This is a genomic window from Isoptericola haloaureus (assembly GCF_036689775.1).
Lineage (GTDB): Bacteria > Actinomycetota > Actinomycetes > Actinomycetales > Cellulomonadaceae > Isoptericola > Isoptericola haloaureus.
In genome coordinates, this window is record NZ_JBAGLP010000116.1 from 104117 (window position 1) to 125218 (window position 21102).

The 21102-nt window shown below is 72.7% G+C and carries 22 protein-coding genes; 3 read left to right on the forward strand and 19 right to left on the reverse strand.

Annotated features, from left to right (window positions below; genetic code table 11):
* Positions 1 to 24 precede the first annotated feature (24 nt).
* On the reverse strand, positions 25 to 660 hold the full coding sequence (locus tag V5O49_RS05970; protein ID WP_332901431.1) for a hypothetical protein: 636 nt from the start codon (positions 658 to 660) through the stop codon (positions 25 to 27).
* Positions 661 to 806: 146 nt separating this feature from the next.
* On the opposite strand from V5O49_RS05970, the gene V5O49_RS05975 reads away from it, so the two are divergent.
* Positions 807 to 1514 (forward strand): fasciclin domain-containing protein, encoded by a 708-nt coding sequence (locus V5O49_RS05975; protein ID WP_332901432.1) that lies wholly within the window; start codon positions 807 to 809, stop codon positions 1512 to 1514.
* 362 nt (positions 1515 to 1876) lie between these two features.
* On the opposite strand, the gene V5O49_RS05980 is transcribed toward V5O49_RS05975, so the two are convergent.
* The gene (locus V5O49_RS05980) at positions 1877 to 2662 is read right to left on the reverse strand and encodes an anti-sigma factor (RefSeq protein WP_332901433.1); all 786 of its coding nucleotides are present in this window, start codon (positions 2660 to 2662) and stop codon (positions 1877 to 1879) included.
* A complete protein-coding gene (sigK, locus tag V5O49_RS05985; RefSeq protein WP_332901434.1) occupies positions 2655 to 3221 on the reverse strand; it encodes an ECF RNA polymerase sigma factor SigK in 567 nt (188 codons plus the stop codon). Before sigK ends, V5O49_RS05980 begins: the two co-directional genes overlap by 8 nt.
* A 237-nt stretch (positions 3222 to 3458) precedes the next feature.
* On the opposite strand from sigK, the gene V5O49_RS05990 reads away from it, so the two are divergent.
* Positions 3459 to 4454 (forward strand): type IV toxin-antitoxin system AbiEi family antitoxin domain-containing protein, encoded by a 996-nt coding sequence (locus V5O49_RS05990; protein ID WP_332901435.1) that lies wholly within the window; start codon positions 3459 to 3461, stop codon positions 4452 to 4454.
* Positions 4455 to 4530: 76 nt separating this feature from the next.
* Here the strand turns inward: V5O49_RS05990 and V5O49_RS05995 are convergent, their stop codons facing one another.
* The 11 genes from V5O49_RS05995 to V5O49_RS06045 all read right to left on the reverse strand — a co-directional run bounded on the left by V5O49_RS05995 (position 4531) and on the right by V5O49_RS06045 (position 13379).
* A complete protein-coding gene (locus tag V5O49_RS05995) occupies positions 4531 to 5598 on the reverse strand; it encodes a 3-deoxy-7-phosphoheptulonate synthase (protein ID WP_332901767.1) in 1068 nt (355 codons plus the stop codon).
* A gap of 343 nt (positions 5599 to 5941) precedes the next feature.
* Entirely contained in the window at positions 5942 to 6442 is a 501-nt protein-coding gene (locus V5O49_RS06000) for an NUDIX hydrolase (RefSeq protein ID WP_332901436.1), read from the reverse strand.
* Positions 6443 to 6465: 23 nt separating this feature from the next.
* Complete coding sequence (locus tag V5O49_RS06005) at positions 6466 to 7200, reverse strand: glutamine amidotransferase (protein WP_332901437.1); 735 nt, start codon at positions 7198 to 7200, stop codon at positions 6466 to 6468.
* Between the two features lie 62 nt (positions 7201 to 7262).
* Positions 7263 to 8072 carry an ABC transporter permease gene (locus V5O49_RS06010; RefSeq protein WP_332901438.1) on the reverse strand — a complete coding sequence of 270 codons (810 nt, stop codon included), beginning with the start codon at positions 8070 to 8072 and terminating at the stop codon, positions 7263 to 7265.
* Positions 8069 to 9055, reverse strand: coding sequence for an ABC transporter ATP-binding protein (locus V5O49_RS06015; RefSeq protein WP_332901439.1), 987 nt, complete (start codon positions 9053 to 9055; stop codon positions 8069 to 8071). The genes V5O49_RS06010 and V5O49_RS06015 overlap by 4 nt, the downstream gene beginning before the upstream one ends.
* Before the next feature lie 28 nt (positions 9056 to 9083).
* A complete protein-coding gene (locus tag V5O49_RS06020) occupies positions 9084 to 9866 on the reverse strand; it encodes a hypothetical protein (protein ID WP_332901440.1) in 783 nt (260 codons plus the stop codon).
* Between the two features lie 5 nt (positions 9867 to 9871).
* Positions 9872 to 10642 (reverse strand): hypothetical protein, encoded by a 771-nt coding sequence (locus tag V5O49_RS06025; protein ID WP_332901441.1) that lies wholly within the window; start codon positions 10640 to 10642, stop codon positions 9872 to 9874.
* The gene (locus tag V5O49_RS06030; protein ID WP_332901442.1) at positions 10639 to 11643 is read right to left on the reverse strand and encodes an ABC transporter ATP-binding protein; all 1005 of its coding nucleotides are present in this window, start codon (positions 11641 to 11643) and stop codon (positions 10639 to 10641) included. The genes V5O49_RS06025 and V5O49_RS06030 overlap by 4 nt, the downstream gene beginning before the upstream one ends.
* On the reverse strand, positions 11640 to 12011 hold the full coding sequence (locus tag V5O49_RS06035) for a GntR family transcriptional regulator (protein WP_332901443.1): 372 nt from the start codon (positions 12009 to 12011) through the stop codon (positions 11640 to 11642). The genes V5O49_RS06030 and V5O49_RS06035 overlap by 4 nt, the downstream gene beginning before the upstream one ends.
* 188 nt (positions 12012 to 12199) lie before the next feature.
* Positions 12200 to 12820 (reverse strand): CueP family metal-binding protein, encoded by a 621-nt coding sequence (locus tag V5O49_RS06040; RefSeq protein ID WP_332901444.1) that lies wholly within the window; start codon positions 12818 to 12820, stop codon positions 12200 to 12202.
* A 97-nt stretch (positions 12821 to 12917) separates the two neighbouring features.
* Entirely contained in the window at positions 12918 to 13379 is a 462-nt protein-coding gene (locus tag V5O49_RS06045; protein WP_332901445.1) for a hypothetical protein, read from the reverse strand.
* A gap of 31 nt (positions 13380 to 13410) precedes the next feature.
* Here V5O49_RS06045 and V5O49_RS06050 point away from each other — a divergent pair, with 31 nt between their 5' ends.
* Positions 13411 to 14013, forward strand: coding sequence for a hypothetical protein (locus V5O49_RS06050; RefSeq protein ID WP_332901446.1), 603 nt, complete (start codon positions 13411 to 13413; stop codon positions 14011 to 14013).
* 22 nt (positions 14014 to 14035) lie between these two features.
* Here V5O49_RS06050 and V5O49_RS06055 read toward each other — a convergent pair whose 3' ends face one another.
* The 5 genes from V5O49_RS06055 to V5O49_RS06075 all read right to left on the reverse strand — a co-directional run bounded on the left by V5O49_RS06055 (position 14036) and on the right by V5O49_RS06075 (position 21075).
* Positions 14036 to 15259 (reverse strand): Fic family protein, encoded by a 1224-nt coding sequence (locus V5O49_RS06055; RefSeq protein WP_332901447.1) that lies wholly within the window; start codon positions 15257 to 15259, stop codon positions 14036 to 14038.
* Between the two features lie 86 nt (positions 15260 to 15345).
* Complete coding sequence (locus V5O49_RS06060) at positions 15346 to 16458, reverse strand: aspartate-semialdehyde dehydrogenase (protein WP_332901448.1); 1113 nt, start codon at positions 16456 to 16458, stop codon at positions 15346 to 15348.
* A 5-nt stretch (positions 16459 to 16463) separates the two neighbouring features.
* The gene (locus V5O49_RS06065) at positions 16464 to 17768 is read right to left on the reverse strand and encodes an aspartate kinase (protein WP_278235494.1); all 1305 of its coding nucleotides are present in this window, start codon (positions 17766 to 17768) and stop codon (positions 16464 to 16466) included.
* Between the two features lie 145 nt (positions 17769 to 17913).
* The gene (locus V5O49_RS06070) at positions 17914 to 18702 is read right to left on the reverse strand and encodes a TSUP family transporter (RefSeq protein ID WP_332901449.1); all 789 of its coding nucleotides are present in this window, start codon (positions 18700 to 18702) and stop codon (positions 17914 to 17916) included.
* Positions 18703 to 18750: 48 nt separating this feature from the next.
* On the reverse strand, positions 18751 to 21075 hold the full coding sequence (locus tag V5O49_RS06075; RefSeq protein WP_332901450.1) for a choice-of-anchor I family protein: 2325 nt from the start codon (positions 21073 to 21075) through the stop codon (positions 18751 to 18753).
* Positions 21076 to 21102 lie beyond the last annotated feature (27 nt).

Sequence of the window (21102 nt, forward strand, 5' to 3'; positions counted from 1 at the left end):
CCCGGACGGGTCGAGCCGCGCCGTTCAGCCCCGCACGGTCGTGGTGACGCTGGTCAGGACCGGTGAGCGGGGCGTCGAGCCGAACCCGAAGCGGACCGGCGGGTCGACGTCTGCGAGCGCCCCGAGCTCCTCCCCCTCCCAGGTGGCGTGGACCTGCGTGACGGCGTGGACGTCCGTGGCCCCGTAGGTCTCGAGCCGCCCGTTCCCGGCGCTGCCCCGCGTCCGGACCCCGTCGAGCACGAGCCGGGCGACCGGGTCGGTGAGCACGGTGAACGACGGCGCGGTGGCGAGCCGCTGCGGGACCAGCCGGAGCAGTCGGCCCAGCGCGGTGCGGTGCCCGACGGCGGCACGCAGGCGGAGCGGACCTGCCTCGGCGGTGAGCCACCCGCCCGGCGCCGGGGTGCCGCCGTCGGCCGGGGTGCCGCCGTCGTGCCCGACCCGCACCGGCGTCTCGACGACGTCGTCGAACCCGTAGGTGGTGGCGACGAAGTCGGCGACGTGTCCCGGGGCCAGCAGCAGGCGGCGCCCGGCGGCGTCCTCCACCATCGCGTCGGCGAAGGCCCCGAAGGGCGAGCGGTCCCACATCCCGACCACGACCCGCGTCCCGGACGCCGTCCCGACGCCGAGGATGCGCCCGTCGAATCGCCAGATGTCGCTCATCCCCCGATGATGCGGGCTCGCTCCGGGGGCCGCGAGATCACAGATCGGCAAAGTTCCGATCCGAACCCATCCGGACCCGTCCCCCGTTCCGAACCCCTGGATGACGAGCCCCGGAGACGTCGGGGCGACGAGGCAAGGAGAGAACGATGAACGCATCCACTCGCACCCGCACCGCCGCCGCCGGCTTCGCCACCCTGGCTCTGCTGGCCCTCGGCGCGTGCTCCTCCGACGACACCGGCGACGACATGTCGGGCTCGGAGGACACGATGACCGAGGAGTCCATGGAGGAGGACATGGAGTCCGAGGACGACATGGCCGAGGAGGACATGGAGTCCGAGGACGACATGGCCATGGACCCGGCCGCGAACCTCGTCGGCCCCGGCTGCCAGGACTACGCTTCGCAGGTGCCGGACGGCGCCGGCTCGATCGAGGGCATGTCCACCGAGCCCGTCGCCGTGGCCGCCTCCAACAACCCGCTGCTGACCACGCTGGTCTCCGCCGTCAGCGGTGAGCTCAACCCCGACGTGAACCTCGTCGACACCCTCAACGGCGGCGAGTTCACCGTGTTCGCCCCGGTGGACGACGCCTTCGCGGCCGTCGACGCCGAGACGATCGACACGCTGTCCACCGACGCCGACCTGCTGACCTCGGTGCTGACCTACCACGTCGTCGAGGGCCAGGCGCTGCCCGAGGACATCCCCGGTGAGCACACCACCGTCCAGGGCGACACCGTCGAGGTGACCGGCGAGGGCGACGAGCTCATGGTCAACGACGCCAACGTCATCTGCGGCGGCGTCATGACGCAGAACGCCACCGTCTACCTCATCGACTCGGTCCTCATGCCGTCGATGTGATCCCACCTCCCCGGATCCCGGACGCGCAGGGGGCGATCGGGGCCCTGGGCCTCCACCCGCACCGGCCCGTCTCGTCGCACGACGAGACGGGCCGGTGTCATGCGTGGCGGACCGTCGCCCCACCGTTCGAGCGGGTCGGTGCCGGACGGGAGGGCATGGTCGGGACGCCCCTGCACTCGCACGCTCGCTCCGGGTCATCCCACGGGCTGGCCTGGTCGGGACGCCCCTGCACCCGCACGCTCGCTCCGGGTCATCCCACGGGCTGGCCTGGTCGGGACGCCCCTGCACCCGCACGCTCGCTCCGGGTCATCCCTCGGGCTGGCCTGGTCGGGACGCCCCTGCACCCGCACGCTCGCTCCGGGTCATCCCTCCGCGAGCACGACGACCGGGTCCGTGGTCGGCTGCTCGGAGCCGCCGGCCGGTTCGACCGACACCGCCAGCCCGACGCCGTCGACGCCCTGCAGCAGCTGCTCGACCGACCCCTCCTGCGGGTCCAGCAGACCGGCCGACGTCACGCCGCCCTCGGCACCGACCAGCCAGAGCTGGTAGGTCGAGTCCGAGCCGACGTCGGGCAGGTCGCTCGCGCTGAACAGGAAGTCCTCGCCCGCGACGAGCACGGACGCCTGGCCACCACCGGCGACCTCGCTGCGCAGCAGCTGCGCCGACGGGTCGGCCATCATCTGTGCGACGGTGTCGACCTGCTGCTGCAGCTGGTTCTGCTCGACGGTCGCCTGGATCGCGACGGTCGTGGGCACCGCCACAGCGACCACGGCGGCGGCTGCGGCCGCGACCAGACCCCAGCGGCGACGACGGCGGGCCATCGGCACGACGTTCCCGTCGCCGGAGGGATGAGCACGTCGGGTCTCGCCGTCGGGGCCGGGCCACGCGCCGTCGTCGACCGCGGAGCGCTCGCCCGGTGCCGCCGTCGTCCCCTGCGCGATGCGGGACATCACGGCGTCGCGCAGCTCAGGAGGCGGCTGGGTGTTGACCGTGAAGGCCGCGACCACCTCGCGGTACTCGTCCAGGGCCCGCCGGGCCGCCGGGTCGGTGTCGAGGAGTCGCTCGACCGTGCGGCGCTCCAGGTCGTCGACGGCGTCGAGCGCGTAGGCGGGCAGGAGGTCCCAGGCGTCGTGCGTGCTGTCAGCCATGGTTCACCCCCAGGCAGTTGCGGAGCCGGATCAGGCCGTCCCGGATGCGGGTCTTGACGGTCGGCAGGGCGGCCCCGAGCCGCTCCGCCACCTCGCGGTAGGTGCGCCCGCCGTAGTAGGCGTCGACGACGGCCTCGCGCTGCGTGCCCGTCAGCGAGTCGAGGCAGCGCCGCACCGCGGCACCCTCGAGGCGACGCTCGACGTCCTCGGAGACGACGTCGTAACCGGAGCCGGCGACGCTCGAGTCGAGGTCGCGCTGGTCGCGGTCGCGGCGCGCCTGCTCGGCACGGACGCGGTCCACCGCCCGGCGGCGGGCCAGGGTGACGACCCAGGTGCGCGCCGAGGCGCGGGCGGGATCGAACTTCGCTGCGGTCTGCCACACCTCGACCATCACCTCCTGCGTCACCTCGGCGGCGTGGTCCGGGTCGCGAAGCACACCGATCGCCGTGCCGTACGCGGCGGGAGCGAGTGCGTCGTAGACCGGCCCGAACGCGTCCGGCGTCCCTGCGGCGCACGCCACGAGGGCGTCGTCGAGCGGCGTCGTCTCGGGTGATGGCACTCGGACAGTGTGCCCCACCGACGGCTCGCGGTCGATCCGCACCCTTTCCCGTCGTGTGTCCCGGACGTTCCGGGACATGAGTGGTTCGGTGCCGAGGCCGTTTCGGATGGGCGAATCACCCGTCGAGCGTCTCTGTTTCTCAGGATTCACGCGCTGATTCCTGAGAAACAGAGACGCTCGACGGGTGCCTGTGGATGACGACGGCGGTCGCCGGCGCCGTTCTGGTTGGCTCGACGGGTGCCCGGCCGCCCCCGCCCCCTCTCCCCGCGCCTGCTCCGCCTGGCTGCGCAGCAGGAGGGGCTGCTGTCGGTGCGTCAGTGCATCGGCTCCGGGATGAACCACGAGCAGATCGCGGCCAGGGTCCGCAGCAAGGACTGGGAACGCCCGGCACGCGGCGTCGTGGACACCGGCCACCCCGCCACCCGGGACCGGGCCGACGACCCGATCGCGCACCGGCGCCGCCGGGCCGCCGTGCTCGGGCTCCTCGCGCACCCGGGGTCGGTCGTCACCGGCGTCTGCGCCCTCGTGCTGCACGGCGTCCAGGGCGCTCCGATCGAGGTGACCCCGGAGGTGGCGATGCCGACCGGGGCGCCGCGAGCCGCGCGGCCGCCGGTCCGGCTGCGACGCTCACCGGTCCCGGTGTGGGTCGACGTCGACGGGTTCCGCTGCGTCCCCGTCGAGGTGGCGCTGGCCCAGGCCGTCCCCGAGCTGCGCCGTCGGCCCGCCGTGGCCCTGTTGGACTCCGCGCTGCATCGCGGTCTCCTGACGCCGAGCGGCCTGGTGGCGGCGCACCGAGCGGCCGCAGGTCGCCGGGGCGTGGCGCGCACGCGCTCGTGGTGGGGACTGGCCGACGGCCGGGCGGAGTCGCCGGCCGAGACGTGGGCGCGCCTCGACTGCCTCGACGCCGGGTTCCCGCCGGACGCGCTCCAGCTCGCCGTCGCCGGCCCTGCAGGCGACGTGTTCGCCCGGGTCGACCTCGCCTGGCGGCTCCCCGACGGCACCGCGCTGCTGGTGGAGATCGACGGGCGCGACGTCCACTCCGCACCGGAGGCCGTCTACCGCGACCGCGTCCGGCAGAACCGGATCGACACGTCACGGACCGTCGTCCGTCGCTTCACCGGCGCCGACGCCTGGCACGGACGCGTCGGGGCCGAGGTCGCGAGGGTCCTGCGTCCGGCCGGGTGGCGACCCGCGCCGCTGCCCGCCGGCACCGTGCTACGGGTCGATGCCTGATCCTGCTCCGGCCCGTCGAGCGTCTCTGTTGCTCAGGAATCAGCGGCTGATTCCTGAGCAACAGAGACGCTCGACGTCAGGAAGCGCGCCGCGCGCGGACCGCGTCGGCCAGGACCGTCAGGAGCTCCGCCGTCGTGCCCCAGTCCATGCACTTGTCCGTGACCGACTGGCCGTAGACGAGCTCGTCGAGCGGCGCCGGCTTCTGCGCGCCCGCCTCGAGGAAGCTCTCCAGCATCAGCCCGGTGATGCCCCGCTCACCGTCGGCGAGGCGTGCCGCGATCTCGCGCACGACCTCGGCCTGGCGCACGTGGTCCTTGCCGGAGTTGCCGTGGGAGGCGTCCACGACCACGCCCTCCTCCACGGCACCGCCCAGACCGGAGGTGCGGGCCACGGCCAGCGCGTCGGCGACGTCGGAGACCCCGTAGTTCGGACCGCCGCGGCCACCGCGCAGGATGACGTGGCAGTCCGGGTTGCCCGCGGTCTCGACGGCGGCCGCCCGACCCTCGGCGTCCGCCCCGAAGAACGTGTGCTCGCTGGCCGCGGTGATGCAGCCGTCCACGGCGATCTGCACGTCCCCGTCCGTGGCGTTCTTGAACCCGACCGGCATCGACAGTCCCGACGCGAGCTGACGGTGGACCTGCGACTCCGCGTTGCGCGCGCCGATCGCACCCCACGTGACGGCGTCGGCGATGTACTGCGGAGAGGTCGGCTCGAGGAACTCGCACGCGGCCGGGACACCGGCGTCGAGCACACCCAGCAGGACCTCGCGGGCGAGCCGCAGGCCGTGGTGGACGTCGTGCGAGCCGTCCAGGTGCGGGTCGTTGATGAGCCCCTTCCACCCGACCGTGGTGCGCGGCTTCTCGAAGTAGACCCGCATGACCACCACGAGCTCCTCGGACAGCTCGCGTGCCAGCGGCGCGAGCCGGCGGGCGTAGTCGAGGGCGGCGGCCGGGTCGTGCACCGAGCAGGGCCCCACGATGACGACGAGCCGGTCGTCCTCGCCGCGCAGCACGTCGCGCACCTCGCGGCGCGAGGTCGTCACGAGGTCGCTGCGGGCGGTGCCCAGGGGCAGCCGGGCGCGCATGGAACGCGGTGCGGGCAGCGGGTCCAGCGCACGGACGCGCAGGTCGGAGGTCTCGGCCATCAGCTCAGTATCTCGCTCGACGTCGGTGGTGCGCGCGGAAGGGGTGGTGTCGGAGGTCGTGGTGCTCATCGTCGCGGGGCTCCTGGTCGTGGGGTCGTGGTCGGCGGTCCGGCGGCGTCGCCGCACGCGTTCCGATCCCGACCGGAGGCCCGTCCGACGACGAAGGGCCCGGACGCGCGGTGCGTCCCAGGCCCTGTGCTGGCTCCGGTGGAAGGTGTCGGTCAGGCGCGAGCCCGCCGAGCTCCCAGCGGAGCCGGCGTAAAGCGCCAATACCAACGGATGTCCACGGCCATGACAGTACGCCCGCCGTCGGGCCGCGTCCACCGGCGTCCACCATCCGGGCTCACGGGCGCGCGAACAGGGCTCCCCCGGCGGGGTCGGCACGGAAGGTGCGCTCCAGGGCGAGCCGTTCGCGCGCCGAGTCGGCGAGGTCCTCGGGCAGCCCGTCGTCGGGGAACCAGCCGACCGCGAGCGACTCGTCGTCGGCCACCCGGGCGCCGGCGGCGGCCTCGGCGGACACGGGACGTGCGCAGAACAGCGAGTCCAGGTACGTGGTCCGGTCGCCGTTGGGGTAGGTGACCACGGGCGTGCTGAACACCGCGGCGAGCGCCGTGACCTCGATCTCCACGGCGGTCTCCTCGAGGACCTCGCGCACGATCCCGACGGCGGGCTGCTCGCCGGGGTCGAGGATGCCGCTGGGCAGGGCCCACTCGCCCGTGTCGGCGCGCCGCCCGAGCAGCACGCGACCGTCGTCGTCCCGCACGACGGCGGTGACCCCGGGCAGCCAGAGCAGGTCGGTGCCGACGCGGGCACGCAGGGAGACGACGTGGTCGGGGATCGGCATGCGGCGAGCCTATCCCCGCGGTCTCAGGCGCGGGCGTAGCGCGCCACGAAGTTGCGCAGGACCCGCATCGGCTCGGTGACGGGCCGGGCCGACGCCCGCGCGACGACGGCTCCCGCCTCCTCCGGGTCGAAGTACCCGTGGTGCCGGTAGACGCGGACCCGTTCGGTCAGCCCCGCCAGGTCGAGCTCCGGGTGGAACTGGGTGGCGTAGACGTTCTCGCGGACCTTGAACATCTGCACCGGCGACCACGGGGAGAACGCGAGCCGCACCGCGTGGGGCGGCAGCTCACGGATCGCCTCCTTGTGACCGACGAACGCGGCGAACGCGGGCGGCACCCCCGCCAGGAGCGGGTCGTCCGCGCCCTCCTGGGTGAGCTCGACGGTGACGACACCGACGTCCTCGCCGTAGTGGCGGTCCACCACTCCCCCGATGTAGGTGCCGAGGGTCCCGACGCCGTAGCAGGCGCCGAGGAACGGGAAGTCACGGTCCACGACCTCGTCGAGCAGACCCGCCATCTCCCGCTCCACCCGGTGCTGCACGTCCGACTTCACGTCGTCGGGGTCGGACGAGTTGAACGGGCCGCCGCCGACGATGACCCCCGAGTAGGCGTCGAGGTCGACGCGCGGCATCGGGTCCGCCTCCAGCCGGACCCGGTGGAGCTGGTCGGGGGCGAGCCCGCCGAATCGGCACATCGCCTCGTACTCCCCGTCGGCGGCGACGTCCTCGGGCCGCGTCGCCAGCAGCAGGAACGGCTTCATGACCCGAGGCTATGCCGCCGTGCGGCGGGCCGCGCGGGCGGGTCCGAGACCGCCCGCGCGGCTCACGTCCAGCGGAACAGGCGGATCGCCAGCGGCAGCAGCACCGCCGTCCACACGGCCATGACGACGAGCTGCAGCAGCGGGAACCCGCTCTCGAACCAGCCGATCGACAACGCCTGCGCGGCGGCACCCAGCGGGCTGAACTGGCCGATCTGCTGCAGCAGGTCCGGCATGACCGGTCCGGGCGTCCACACCCCCGCGAGCAGCAGCATCGGGAAGTAGATCGACATCGAGATGCCGTTCGCGGCCGACGCCCGGGGCGCCACCGCCGCGACGAGCATGCCGAGCGCGAGCATCACCGCCATCCCCAGCAGGAAGCCGAGCCCGACGACACCGAGCTGCTGCGGCGCGGGGACCCCGAAGGCCAGGGCCGCGACGAGCAGCGCCAGCCCGACACCGATGAGCGTGGTGATCGCGTTGATGACCAGGTGCGCCGCGACGATGCCCTGCGGTCGCATCGGCGTGGTGGACATCCGCCGCAGCACCCCCTTCTCGCGGTAGGTCGCGAGGGTGACCGGCATGACGGTGAGCGACGCGGTCCCGACGGCCATCGCGAGGATGGTGGGCACGTAGGTCGCGATCGGGGTGACGCCGTACCAGACCGAGTCCGGCGGGGCGTCCAGGATCGGCTCGCGCATGCCGGGGATGAGGAACCCCACCCCGAGCAGGATGAGCGTGGGGAAGACGACCCCGAAGAAGGGGGCGGCGAAGTCCCGGAACCACACCAGGAACTCGGTGGTCAGCAGACGCCGGAACCCGCGCCATCCGGCGCGGCTGCCGGTTCGGCGCGCCGAAGCGGCCGTCGTGGTCATGACCGGTCTCCTTCCGTGACGAGCGCGGGTTCCTCGTCCTGCTCGACGTAGGTCCGCCCGGTGACGGCGAGGAAGACGTCCTCGAGGGTCCGGGTGACGGTGCGCACGTCGTCGGGCACGAGGTCGGCCTCGGCCAGGGCGGGGACGACGGCGAAGAGGACCCGGGGCGTGCCGGTGACGGCGATCTCGCCGGGCACCCCGTCCATCTCCTCGACGCGGGTGACGTCGGGATGCGTCGCGGCGAGCCGGTCGAGCACCTCGCGGGCCGCGCCGACGACCTCGTCGGCGAAGCGCAGGACGACGGTCCGGTCACCCTCGAGGCCGTCGATCAGTCCGCGGGGCGTCCCCTCGGCCACGATGCGCCCGCCGTCGATGACCACGAGCCGGTCGCACAGCCGCTCGGCCTCGTCCATGAAGTGCGTGACCAGCAGGATGGTGACGCCGGTGTCGCGCACCCGGTCGATGAGGTCCCAGGTGTTGCGGCGGGCCTGCGGGTCGAGCCCGGTGGTGAGCTCGTCGAGGATGGCGACCTGCGGGTTGCCGACCAGGGCGAGCGCGATCGACAGCCGCTGCTTCTGTCCCCCGGAGAGGTTGCGGAACTGCTTGTCCGCGTGGTCGGTCAGGTCCAGCAGCGCGAGCAGCTCGTCGGGGTCGGCCGGGGCGGGGTAGAAACCGGCGAAGAGCCGGATGGCCTCACCCGCGGTGATCTTGTCGTGCAGCGTCGCCTCCTGGAGCTGCACGCCGAGCACGTCGCGGACGGCCGTGGGGTGCTTCTGGGTGTCGTGACCCAGCACGTGGGTGGTGCCGCCGTCGGCCCGGCGCATGCCGGCCAGGGTCTCGACGGCCGTGGTCTTGCCGGCCCCGTTGGGCCCCAGGATCCCGAAGATCTCCCCGGGGCTGACGGCGAAGGACACGTCGTCGACGGCGACCTTGTCGCCGTAGGTCTTGCGGAGGTGCCTGACCTCCACGACAGGTTCGGTCATCGGGCGCTCCTTCGGTCGGGCGAGCGGATCAGGGACGCAGCGGCGCGGAGCGCAGCACGAGGTGGGCGACGGCGTAGGCGAGCGCGGCGACGACCAGGGCGCCGCCGACGCCGAACAGCGCGCCGAGGGCGACGTCGTCGTACCCGCCGCGCCACGGGATGCCGGCGATGCCGGTCCGGGTGGCGATGTCGACGAGCGCGCAGGGAAGGAGGAGCGGTGCGACGAGGAGGGTCCCGCGCCAGGGCCCGAACCGTCGGAAGCCGGAGGCGATCGCGACGGCGACCAGGAGGTAGGTGACCATGACCAGGGACTCGGCGGCCACGGCGACGGCGATCCCGCCGGCCGTGTCGAGGGCGACCGTCCCGGTGTCGACCTGCCACGGGCGGTCGCCCTCGGCGTAGATCTGCTGCTCGACGAGCACGAGCACCACGGTCAGCACGCCGAACGCCAGGCCGACGACGACGGCGGCCCGGGTGGCGCCGTCGACCCATGCGCGGCGGGTTCCCCCGGCTCCGACGTGCACGGGCAGGGCGCCCGCGGTGACGACGATGCCGACGACGAAGGGAATCCACCGGGCCGGGCTGCCGGAGACGTCGTAGGTGAACCCGACGGCCTCGCCACCCCACTGCTCGACGACGAGCAGGACGCCGACGACGAGCAGGACCCAGAAGGCCCAGAACCAGAGCCCGACGATCGTGAGCACGCGGAGGAAGCGCCGCCGAGCGGCACGGACCCCGGGGTCGACGCGGCTGGGACGACGCCGGATGGGACGGCGCTGTGCGGTGTCAGGGGCCACGGTCGGTGCGGTCATGACGGTCACCTCGACGGCCGGATCGGGAGGCGGAACAGCATCGCGCGCAGCCAGCCGGCGGCCAGGGCGACGGCGACGGCGAGGGCCAGCAGGGTCACCACGACGGCGGACGCGCGCCCGAGACCGAGACCGACGTCGTCCGTCCAGGATGCGACGCGGCCGGCCACCTCCGCCACCGCAAGCAGCGCCGCGTTCGGCACGAGCAGCAGCGTGCCCCGCCAGGCGCCGTGGTGCAGGTAGCCGACGGCCACCGCGACGCCGACGAGGATGTACACCGCGATCGTCAGGGTGGCACCGACGAGCGTCAGGAGCAGGTCGCCGGCCTGCCCGCCGAAGATCAGGAAGTCCGGGGCTTGCCAGGGCCACCCGAGCTCGTCGAAGAGCCGGCGTTCCCCGAGCTGGGCGAGGGTGTAGGCCAGTCCGTAGAAGACGCCGCCTCCCGCCGTGGCGAGCAGCGCCCCGCGGAACAGCGCCCGGCGTGTGCCACCGGCGGCGACGTGGGTGGCGGTGATCGTGGCGCACATGATCAGCCCGAGGGCGAAGGCGAACCAGCGGGCGCTGTACCCGCCGGTCGCCAGGATCCCGACGTCCATCTGGTGGCCGGCCCGGTCGACGATCAGGGGCACGGTTACCGCGACGACGGCCAGCACGACCCAGAACCCGGAGCCGACGACGACGTTCGGGACGCCGAGCGACCTCGCGGCACGCCGGGTAGCGGCCGACTCGACGCGGCGGACCAGTGCGCCGCGGTCGACGAGGGCTGCCGTGCCGTTCATCGCCTTGCTCCCCTCGACGCGTCGGCGTCACGGCCGGCGACCGTCGCTCGGTGGGCGGCGGGGTCGGTGAGACGCACGAACAGGTCCTGCAGCGGCAGGTGACCCAGCTCGACGCCGGCCTCCCGGGCGGCGGCGCGGGTGCCGTCGTCGGGCGCCCCCTCGAGAGTGACCTGGACGGTGCCGCCGAGCTGCTGGCGGTGCAGGACCTTCCGGTCCCCGGCGAGGCGCTCGACCGCCGTCGTCGGCCCCGTGAGGCTGAAGCCGCGCCGGGCCATCTCCTCCGCGGTCTCGGCGAGGAGGACGCGGCCGCCGTCGAGCACGACGACGTCCTCGAACAGCCGCTCGACCTCCTCGACGAGGTGGCTGGACAGCAGGATGGTGCGCGGGTGGGCGGCGTAGTCCGCGAGGATCTCGTCGTAGAACGCGTACCGCGTCGGGGCGTCCATGCCGAGGTAGACCTCGTCGAAGATGGTCAGCGGTGCCCGGGACGCGAGGCCGAGGACAGCACCGACGGCGGACCGCTTGCCCCGCGACAGGGCGTTCGGCTTCTTGCGGGTGCTGATCTCGAATAGGTCCAGGAGCCGCTCGGCCGCCTCGGCGTCCCAGTGCGGGCGCAGGTCGGCGTAGTACTTCAGGGTCTCGCGCAGCTTCTCGTCGTCCTGGACGCCGCCGCCCTCGCTGACGAGCTGGACGTTGGAGGTGGCCCACGGGTTCTCCCAGGGGTCCTCCCACGCGGCGGGGTCGTCCCCGGCGCCGACGGCGACGCGGCCGCTGGTCGGGCGCCGGTAGGCGGCGAGCAGGGAGAGCATCGTGGTCTTGCCGGCGCCGTTGCGGCCGAGCACGCCGGTGATGGTGCCGGGCCGGATCGTCAGGCTCGCACCGTCGAGGGCCGTCGAGGCGTCCTCGCGGAAGGTGCCGCCGTCGCGGGTCACGCGGCGCTGCCGGCCGAACCGGACGACGACGTCGTCCAGCCGGGCGCCGAAGGGGGCGGGGGCCGTCATGACTCCTCCGTGGTGGTCGAGCGGCTGCGGATGTGGTCGACGATCTCGTCGTCGGAGATGCCGAGGACGGCGGCCTGCGCGAGCGCCGGGGCGAGCACGTCGTCGAAGTAGGCCGTGCGGTCGTGCTCGAGCAGTCGCTGCCGGGCACCCGGTGCGACGAACATGCCCAGGCCCCGTCGCTTGTAGAGCACGCCCTCGTCGACCAGGCCGGTGAAGGCCTTGGCTGCGGTGGCGGGGTTGATGCGGAACGTCGTGGCGAACTGGGTGGTGGACATGACCTGCTCGTCCTCCGCGAGCTCTCCCGCGAGGACCTGCGACCGGATCATCTGGGCGATCTGGACGTAGAGAGGTTCAGGCCCGTCGAACACGCGCCCTCCCCTCGTTCGTCGTGGTTCTGCGGTTCATTACTCAACTAATGAACCACAGAGGCAGATGTCCGTCAACACCTCTGCCGAGGTAGGCAAGCTCCTGGCGAGGTAGGCAACCTTGCCTACCCCGGCGGAAGGTTGCCTACCTCGCCGCAGAGTTGCCTACCTCGGCCGAACGGAGGCCGACGCTACGTCAGCTGCATCGTGGTGACGCAGGTCGCGTCGTCGGCACCGGCCGTGGACAGCGGGGAGCTGGCGCTCATCCCGTCGTGCTCGATCGTCACGGTGGCGTCGAGGTCGCGCGGGAGCCAGAGCCCGACGAAGCCGTTGTCGAACGTCGTCCGGGTCTCGTCGAGCACGACCTCACCGGTCGCGTCGTCGGTGACGAGCACGTCCACCTCGGCGTTCTGCAGCTCGCCGGTGCAGGTGGTCAGGCTGTGGAAGTAGCACTCGTGCGTCTGGTCGACGTAGGGCGCGATCGACACGTAGAAGTCCTCGCCCTCCAGGGAGACCGTGGTCTCCCCCTCGTCGGCCGTGGTCACGAGCAGCTCGTCGGGGCGGACCGAGACCATGAGGTCGGTCGGGCGCTCGGCGAGGGGCAGGGCGTCGAGCGTGTCGACGATCTCGCGGCCGTCGAGACCGTCGAGACCGGCGTCGGTGAGCGACGCGGACGAAGCGGTGTCGGCAGCGGCGGTCTCGTCGTCCGTCGACGGCGTGGGCTCGCCCGCGGAGCAGGCGGCCAGCGTCAGCGCGGCGAGGGAGGCGGTCAGGGTGAGCAGGGCCCGCTGGCGGGCACGGTGGAGCAGCATGGTCGGTTCTCTTTCGGGATCGGTGCGGGATCGAGGTGTCCGGAGGGGACGGCTCAGGGGCCGGCGTCGCTCGCGCGACGGGCCGGCCCGGCCGTTCTCACGTCCGGCTGATCCCGAGAGCCCGGAGATCCGGTGCGGGGAGGAGCCGCGGCACCGCACGACGGCTGGTGACGCGCGGCAGGTCGGACGGCAGGTCCCAGACGATGCGACGCGGCCCCGCCAGGACCAGGAGCACGACGACGAGCAGCATGAACGCGCAGATCATGGCGGCGTCGTGGTGCGGGGCGCCGCAGTCGACGCACGGGGCGACCGGTGCCACCTCCGAGCCGGCCGAGACCTCCGCCGCCGCGACGGCCGGTGCGACGGAGTCGGTCGGCGGGACCGGTGCCTGGACATGATGTCCGGCCGCTGCGACGGTGCCGTCGCCGGCCGGCGGTGCCGCCACGGCGAACCCGTGGCCCGTCACGAGCGCGAGGAAGCCGAGGACGACGGCGAGTGCGGCACGGTGGTGCCAGCGTCCGTCGCGGCTCCCGGGCCGCGCACCGTGCGCTCGCCTCACGGGTCCATGCTACGCGGGAGATGCTGGGGCGATGGACGTCGCGGACACCTGGTCGAGCCTGACCTTCGTCGTCGCGGGCATCTGGATCGTCGCCCGACGGCGGCGCCCCGGCGACGGCGACGGGCACGGCTCCGCGGCGCGCACCCGGGCCGCGCTCGGCGTCCTGGCGATCGGCATCGGCGTCGGGTCCGTGATCCAGCACGGTCCTGCGCCGTCGTGGAACCCGGTCGTCCACGACCCGCCCCTCCTGGGCGCGTACGCGCTGGTCGCCGCGGACGCGATCGCGGACCTCACGGGGCGCCGGATGCGCACCTGGTGGTGGCTGGCCCCGACGCTCTCCGACGCGGTCCTGGCCGCCGTCGACCCGTGGGCCTCCATCGTCGCGCAGGGGATCGCCTCGGGGGTCGCCGTGGTGCTGATCCTGCTGCGCGCGCTGGCCCGGCCGAAGCTGCGCGCTCGGCTCGTGAGCGCCGTCGTCGTCCTGGGGGCCGGAGCTCTGATCGGGTTCGTCGAGCCGTGGGGGCACACCGGGTGGCACCTGCTCGCGGCGGCGGCGATCGTCGTCGCGGCACCCGCCGTCGGGCGGCGGACCCCTGAACCCGGACAGCGGCGCGGGACCCCACGACCGGTCTGACGGCGGCTCCCTGCGCGGCACGTCAGCCACGCAGGACGTCCATCATGGCCACGTTGATGTAGAGCACCTCACGTCCCACCTTGAGATCGGCCAAGGCACCGGCATCGACCAGTCCGTGCAGCCATTTCGAGGCCGTGGGCCGCGAGACACCGCACCGCGCCATGACGTCCCGGACGCGGGCGTACGGCTGTTCCATGAGGACGGCCAGCAGGTCGCCGTTCGCCGATCCGACGGTCGTGCGGATGAGATCGAGCAGGGCCTCCTGCACCGACTGGATCCCGTCGACGACACGGGTGGTCCGCTCGGCGGTCTCGCGCACACCGTCGACGATGTACCGCACCCAGGGTTCCCACGCGCCGTCGGACGTGACGTCGCGCAGCAAGCGGTAGTACTCGTCCTTCGACTCGATGATGTACCGGGACAGGTACAGCACGGGGAGGTGCAACAGCCCCGCGTCGCAGAGCATGAGGACGTTCATGATGCGACCGGTTCGCCCATTGCCGTCGGTGAAGGGGTGTATCGCCTCGAACTGGTAGTGAGCGACCGCCATACGCACCAACGGGTCGAGGTCCGTGGGCGCGTTGAGGAACTCCGACCAGTCGTCGAGCAACCGTCCCAGCGCCGGACCGGACGGCGGGGTGTAGACACGCTTCCGGGTGGCCGGGTCGCCGATGAACACCTCTCCGCGCCGGAACCCTTCATCGTACCCCCGGATGTCCGCGCAGACCTCCGCCGCCGTGTTCGCGGTCAGCTGCCGCCGGCCAACCTGCTGGAATCCGGTGTGCAGGGCGCTGCGGTAGCGAAGCGCCTCACGTGTCGTCGGCGTCGCTCCGACGTCCGTGACGGCCGCTGTGAACAGCTCGTCCGTCGTCGTGACGATGTTCTCGATCTCCGAGCTGGCCTGCGCCTCGAGCAAGAGGATCGCGTTGATCAGCACTGTCGGATTCGGGAGGGCCAACGCCCTCGCGTCGAACCGCGCCAGGGCGTCGCGCGCCTCGATCGTCGCCTTGAGCACGGCGCGCGTCTCCAGGTCCACCTGTGGAGGCAACGTCGGGAGGTCGTCGTGCGGACGCTCGGCACTCCAGGTCATGGACCTACCGTAGACCGACGTGGCAAGAATCGCGCTGATTTTTGTCACGTCCGCGCGACGTGTCAACGAACTTGCCACGTAAGGTCCCGCGCGGCCCGGCCCCACGGCAGCACCGCCGTCGGACACGACAGAGCCCGGGGTGAGCGCAATGCTCACCCCGGGCTCCGCGTGCTACCTGACCGAGAAGTTGCCTACCTCGGCGGAAGGTTGCCTACCTCGGCGGAAGGTTGCCTACCTCGGCGTCAGGCCGTCACCGACTCGGCGTCCGTGGCGTCGTAGGTCGCCAGCTCGGCGATGTCGGCCGCCACGAGCTCGCCGATCTGGATCGCGTTGAGCGCGGCACCCTTGCGCAGGTTGTCGTTCGCGACGAACAGCACCAGCCCGCGACCGTCCGGGACGGACTGGTCGGTGCGGATGCGGCCCACGAACGACGGGTCGGCACCGGCCGCGCCCAGCGGGGTCGGGACGTCCGCCAGCTCGACGCCCGGGGCGTCCGCGAGCAGCTCGCGGGCGCGGTCCGGTGTGATCGCATCGCCGAACTCGGCGTGGATCGCCAGCGAGTGGCCGGTGAACACCGGCACGCGCACGCAGGTACCCGCGACGGCGAGGTCCGGCAGACCGAGGATCTTGCGGGACTCGTTGCGGAGCTTCTGCTCCTCGTCCGTCTCCTCGGACCCGTCGTCGACGATCGCGCCGGCCAGCGCCACGACGTCGAACGCGATCGGCGCCACGTACTTCTCCGGCGCCGGGAACTCCACCGCCGACCCGTCGTGGGTGAGCCCCTCGAGATCGCCGGACGTCGCGGCGCGCGCCTGGTCGGCGAGCTCCTTGACGCCGCCGAGCCCGGAGCCGGACACGGCCTGGTACGTGGCGACCCGCAGGCGCTCCAGCCCGGCCTCGGCGGCCAGGGGCTTGAGCACCGGCATCGCGGCCATCGTGGTGCAGTTCGGATTGGCGATGATGCCCTTGCCCGCCTCACTGATCGCCTCCGGGTTCACCTCGGAGACCACCAGGGGCACCTCGGGGTCGAGACGCCAGGCGGAGGAGTTGTCGATGACGACGGCGCCCGCCTCCGCGAACCGCGGCGCGTGCTCGCGCGACGTCCCGCCGCCTGCGGAGAACAGGGCGATGTCGATGTCCGCGAGGTCCTCGGTCGCCGTGGCGGCCGTGTCCTCGACGGTGACCTCGACGCCCTCGTAGGTGATCGTCGAGCCGGCCGACCGCGCCGAGGCGAACAGCCGCAGCTCCTTGATCGGGAAGGCGCGCTCGGCGAGCAGCTTGCGCATCACGGCGCCGACCTGACCGGTGGCGCCGACGACGGCGACGTTCACGCCCGTTGTGTTGATCTGGGCCATGCGGCTCACCGCCCCGTCCCGGCGTAGACCACGGCCTCGCCCTCGGCGGAGTCGAGCTCGAACGCGGTGTGGATGGCGCGCACGGCGTCGTCCAGGTTGTCGGCACGGGTGACCACCGAGATGCGGATCTCCGAGGTGGAGATCATCTCGATGTTGATGCCCGCGTCCCGCAGCGCGCCGAACAGGCGGGCGGAGATGCCCGGGTGCGACTTCATGCCGGCGCCCACGAGCGAGACCTTGCCGATCTCGTCGTCGACCTGCAGGTCGTCGAACTTCAGCTCGGACTTCACGGCGTTCAGCGCGGCCGTCGTCGACCGGATGTCGGCGTGCGGCAGCGTGAAGGAGATGTCGGTCAGACCGGTGTCCGCGGCGGACACGTTCTGGACGATCATGTCGATGTTCGTGCCGGCGGCAGCCACGACCTCGAAGATGCGGGCCGCCTGGCCCAGGGTGTCCGGCACGCCGACGATGGTGATCTTGGCCTCGCTGCGGTCGTGCGCGACGCCGGAGATGATCGGGTCTTCCATGGCTGCTTCCTCCTGCTCCTCGGAGCTGGCGTTCGGGTCGATGAGGTCTCCGTGGGTGCCCTTGACGAGCGTCCCGTTCTTGCCCGAGAACGAGCTGCGCACGTGCACCGGGACCTGGTAGCGGCGCGCGTACTCGACGGCGCGCAGCGCCAGCACCTTGGCGCCGGACGCGGCCAGCTCGAGCATCTCTTCGTAGGTGACCTTGTCGATCTTGCGAGCGCCCGGTGCGATGCGGGGGTCCGCGGTGAAGATGCCGTCGACGTCGGTGTAGATCTCGCAGACGTCGGCGTCGAGACCGGCGGCCAGCGCGACCGCCGTCGTGTCGGAGCCGCCGCGGCCGAGCGTGGTCACGTCGTTGCCGCTGCTGACGCCCTGGAAGCCCGCGACGATCGCGACCTGGCCCTTCTCGAGGGTCTGGCGGATGCGGTGCGGGACGACGTCGACGATCCGGGCCTTGCCGTGGACGGCGTCGGTGAGGAGACCGGCCTGCTGGCCGGTGAAGGACTTCGCCTTGACCCCGAGCTTGTCGATCGCCATGGCGAGGAGGGACATCGAGATCCGCTCACCGGCGGTGAGCAGGATGTCCATCTCGCGCTGCGGCGGACGGGGGCTGATGTCGGCGGCAAGATCGAGGAGCTCGTCGGTGGTGTCGCCCATGGCGCTCACCACGACCACCACGTCGTTGCCGGCGCGCTTGGCCTCGGCGATGCGCTTGGCCACGCGCTTGATGGAGCGGGCGTCCGACACGGACGACCCGCCGTACTTCTGCACGACCAGTGCCATGCATGCAACCTTTCTGTCGCCGGCCTCCGTCTCTTCCAACGGCCCGCCGGTTTCTTGTGTGTGCGCGCTCCATCGTAGCGACCCGGACCGGGGACCGGTGTGCCGGGCGTCACATCGGTGCCGATCGGCGCCCACGGGAGGGGCGCTACGCGGCGCCCGTAACGACGTCGTACCCGAGCGTGCAGATGAGGGCCCCGACCACGACGACGAAGACCGCGCGCACGAAGCGGCTGCCCTTCGACACTGCCATCCGTGCACCGATGTACCCGCCGACGAGGTTGGCCACACCCATCGCCAGCCCCAGGCCCCACACGACCGCGCCGGCCGGCACGAAGAAGATCAGCGCGCCCAGGTTCGTGGCGAAGTTCACGATCTTCGCCAGGGCCGACGCCGGCAGGAACGCGTACCCGAGGACGCTCACCAACGAGATCACCAGGAAGGTGCCGGTGCCCGGCCCGAGCAGGCCGTCGTAGGCGCCGATGACGAGGCCGATCCCGGCCGCCGTCCACCGGTGCCGGTTGCCCTCCCAGCGCAGGTCGTCGTACTGGCCGAGCTGCGGCTTGGCGATCGTGAAGACCGCGACGCCGATCAGGACCACCAGGATGATCGGCGTGAACAGCTCGGCCGGGATCTGCGTCGCCAGTGCCGCTCCCCCGACGGCGCCCGCCAGCGCCGCGGCCGCCATCGGCCCGGCCGTGGTCAGGTCCGGGCCGACGCGCCGGTAGTAGGTGATCGAGCTGACCGACGTTCCCATGATCGACCCGAGCTTGTTGGTCGCCAGCGCCTGCACGGGTGACATGCCCGGCACGAGCAGCAGCGCCGGGAGCTGGATGAGCCCGCCTCCGCCGACCACGGCGTCGACCCAGCCGGCGGCCAGTCCGGCCAGCACGAGCAGGGCGATGGTGGTGGGGTCGAGGTCGAGCACGATCGGCATCCTCGCACGCGCGGAGGCACCGGGGACGCCGAGCGGGTGAGGCCCGGCCTACTTCACGCGGACCGTGAGCTCCTTCGAGCTCGTGGCGCCGAGGTCGTTGGTGAAGACGACGCGGTAGGTGTAGCGGCCGGGCTCGCGGCCCTCGAGCGGCACCTGGACGTGCTGGGCCGAGGGCGTGGCGGCCTCGAGCTCGCCCGCGGCGATCTCGACGTCGTCCTCGTACAGCGTCCACGCCGTGGCGTTGGTGCCCCACCACAGGTCGGCGCTCACCGTGTAGGAGCCGTCCCGGTCGTGGTTGTCGTGGTTGAGCTTCGGCGTCGCCGGAGCGGCGTCGGTGACCCTGACCCGGTGGTCGCGGCAGTCGGTGACACCGGCAGCGTTCACCAGCTCGCAGGAGTAGGTGTAGGTGCCGTCCGCGCGACCCGTCAGGGCGAACTCCACGTGCTGGGCCGACGGCGAGGCGTCGACGAGGTTCCGGGTCGCGACGACCTCGCCGTCCTCCAGCAGGCGCACCTGCGTGGCGTTCTGGCCCCACCACAGGTCGACGCTCACCGTGTATGCACCGCCGCGGACGCCGTCGTGAGCGTTGTCGTCGGAGATGACGCCGCGGGCCGGGACCTCGGTGGGCGCCGGACCGTCGATCGCGTACAGCGTCGTGGAGCCGGACACCTCGTTGCCGACGGCGAGCATCGGCTCACCGGTCGGGGAGTCCTCGGCGGCGACGAACGCCAGACCCTCGGGACCGAGGTCGCCGGCGGCGGCCACGGCGTCGGCCGTGCTCGCGCCGGCGTCGACCAGGTCCTCCACCGAGACCGAGAAGTCGCGGTTGTTGACGTACTGCACGAGCTCCGCGCCGGCCGGGTCGGTCACGTCGTAGACCATGATCCCGCCGACACGCTCCAGGCCGACGAAGGCGTAGGTGCGCCCGTCGACGGCGCCGATGACGACGCTCTCCGGCTCGGGCCCCTTGTTGTCCGAGCGCGACTCGAACGAGGACTCGTCGTTGTTCGAGTTGAAGTACTCGGGCGCGACCTGCGCGGTGATCTGCTCGAAGTCGTCGCCGGAGTCGAAGACCTGCTCGCCGTCGGTGGTCCAGATGGAGAAGGACCGTGCGCCGAACGAGTACAGCTCGTCGTAGCACGCGCCGTCGGCCCGGAGCCCGGAGGCCAGCGACACGTCGAGGCGACCCAGGTCGGCGTCGTCGGTGCGGTCCGCGGCGGGGTGGTCGGCGCAGATCGGCGCGATGCCGTCCTCGCCGAGGTCCTTGAGGCGGGCCGGCTCCTCGTAGTCGCCGAACTCGCGGGCGTCGCCCTCGTTGGCGGTGACCAGGTAGGTCTCGCCGTCGACGGTGTAGGCGTCCATGCCGTCCGGCATGTACAGCCCCTTGACCGGGACGGTCCGGATGTCGATCACGCCCTCGCCGTCGGGGCCGTCCTCGTCGGACGGGTCGATGCCCTGGCCCTCCAGCGAGTGGTCCTTGGCGCCCAGCGGCCAGATCTCGGTGACCTCGGCGGCGTCCAGGTCGACGACGGCCACGGCGTTGTTCTCCTGCAGCGCGACATAGGCGGTGGCCGAGTCGCCGGGGACGGACACGTACTCGGGCTCGAGGTTGCGCGAGACCGGGTGGTCGATGCCGTCGATCCCCGCGAAGACGCGCACGCCCTCCGGGAGGGCGTCCTCGGCCTCGAACGCGTGGAAGTCGGCGAGGCGCACGGCGTCCTGCGCCGGCGCGGCGACCTCGGCGGGCAGGTCGACGACGGCGACGTCACCCTCGGGGTCCACGGTGTAGTCGTCGTTCGGCTCGCCCTCGTCGGCGACGACAGCGCGGGCACCGTCGGGCGTGACCGTGACCATGTCGGGCAGCGACCCGACGCGCACGGCGCCGAGAGCGGTCCCGTCACCGGCGGCGTCGAAGAAGACCAGCCAGCCGGCGTCGGTGGACGTCGGGGACTCCACCGCGACGACGCCGAGCCCGTCGCCGCGCACCGCGACGGAGTTGGCCACGGCCCCGGCCGGGACGGTGGAGCCGTCGGCGGACTCGACGCCGGTGGTCTGCACCGCGAAGAGCTTCGTCGGCACGGCCGGGTCGGCGACGTCGAGGACCGTCACCTCGCCGACGTGGGCGTTGACCGAGAACAGACGCTGCGAACCGGCGTGGAAGGCGACGATCTCGGCGGCCGACTCGTCGAACACGCCGGTCTCGTACGAGCCCAGCGGGCGCAGGTCGATCGCGGCGTCGTCGGCGGCGGTGCCGATCAGGTCGTCGACGACCGACGCCTGGGCGGGCAGCGCGAGCAGACCGCCGCACAGGGTGAGGCCGAGCGCTGCCGCGCCGGCACGGGTGAGCGAGGGACGGATGCCACGACGGGGCACGGGGATCCTCCGGGGTGAGGTGACGGG

Coding starts and splice junctions, on each gene's coding strand:
- V5O49_RS05995 (WP_332901767.1), bottom strand. CDS start 5,598: ATGGCCGAGACCTCCGACCTGCGCGTCCGTGCGCTGGACCCGCTGCCC.
- V5O49_RS06040 (WP_332901444.1), bottom strand. CDS start 12,820: ATGCTGCTCCACCGTGCCCGCCAGCGGGCCCTGCTCACCCTGACCGCC.
- V5O49_RS06005 (WP_332901437.1), bottom strand. CDS start 7,200: ATGAAGCCGTTCCTGCTGCTGGCGACGCGGCCCGAGGACGTCGCCGCC.
- V5O49_RS06000 (WP_332901436.1), bottom strand. CDS start 6,442: ATGCCGATCCCCGACCACGTCGTCTCCCTGCGTGCCCGCGTCGGCACC.
- V5O49_RS05980 (WP_332901433.1), bottom strand. CDS start 2,662: ATGGCTGACAGCACGCACGACGCCTGGGACCTCCTGCCCGCCTACGCG.
- V5O49_RS06070 (WP_332901449.1), bottom strand. CDS start 18,702: ATGCCGATCGTGCTCGACCTCGACCCCACCACCATCGCCCTGCTCGTG.
- V5O49_RS06030 (WP_332901442.1), bottom strand. CDS start 11,643: ATGACGGCCCCCGCCCCCTTCGGCGCCCGGCTGGACGACGTCGTCGTC.
- V5O49_RS06050 (WP_332901446.1), top strand. CDS start 13,411: ATGGACGTCGCGGACACCTGGTCGAGCCTGACCTTCGTCGTCGCGGGC.
- V5O49_RS06065 (WP_278235494.1), bottom strand. CDS start 17,768: ATGGCACTGGTCGTGCAGAAGTACGGCGGGTCGTCCGTGTCGGACGCC.
- V5O49_RS06060 (WP_332901448.1), bottom strand. CDS start 16,458: ATGGCCCAGATCAACACAACGGGCGTGAACGTCGCCGTCGTCGGCGCC.
- V5O49_RS06015 (WP_332901439.1), bottom strand. CDS start 9,055: ATGACCGAACCTGTCGTGGAGGTCAGGCACCTCCGCAAGACCTACGGC.
- V5O49_RS06010 (WP_332901438.1), bottom strand. CDS start 8,072: ATGACCACGACGGCCGCTTCGGCGCGCCGAACCGGCAGCCGCGCCGGA.
- V5O49_RS06025 (WP_332901441.1), bottom strand. CDS start 10,642: ATGAACGGCACGGCAGCCCTCGTCGACCGCGGCGCACTGGTCCGCCGC.
- V5O49_RS05970 (WP_332901431.1), bottom strand. CDS start 660: ATGAGCGACATCTGGCGATTCGACGGGCGCATCCTCGGCGTCGGGACG.
- V5O49_RS06020 (WP_332901440.1), bottom strand. CDS start 9,866: ATGACCGCACCGACCGTGGCCCCTGACACCGCACAGCGCCGTCCCATC.
- V5O49_RS05975 (WP_332901432.1), top strand. CDS start 807: ATGAACGCATCCACTCGCACCCGCACCGCCGCCGCCGGCTTCGCCACC.